Annotated in this window: 1 protein-coding gene; it reads right to left on the bottom strand. The window is 56.7% G+C overall.

Features of this window, described 5'->3' with window-relative positions; translation table 11 throughout:
* On the bottom strand, window positions 1-193 hold a 193-nt coding region (locus AAEZ08_RS23520; protein ID WP_500125257.1), incomplete at its 3' end, for an acyltransferase family protein.
* Window positions 194-233: the final 40 nt, after the last annotated feature.

The following is a 233-nucleotide window of genomic DNA, read 5'->3' as shown; positions in this document are numbered from 1 at the left end:
CTTTATCGGCAGTTGCGAGGAAAATCACCAAGCCGCTGATGACGAAGAACACATCCACGCCAGCGCCGCCCTTTTCGACTAACAGGTCCTCCAGCGCGTTGTGGGCCTCGAAGTTGAAAAACAGCTGCATGACGTGGTGCCCCACCACCAGCCATGCCGCCAACGCGCGTAGCAACTGCACTGAAATCAACATCGGCATCCCCTTTCCAGTCCGTAGGTAGATATCCGACTGC

Source organism: Pseudomonas sp. E45-MNA-CIBAN-0222 (assembly GCF_040310405.1).
In the GTDB taxonomy this organism is placed as follows: Bacteria; Pseudomonadota; Gammaproteobacteria; order Pseudomonadales; family Pseudomonadaceae; genus Stutzerimonas; species Stutzerimonas stutzeri_AC.
This window is presented reverse-complemented; position numbering and strand designations above follow the sequence as displayed.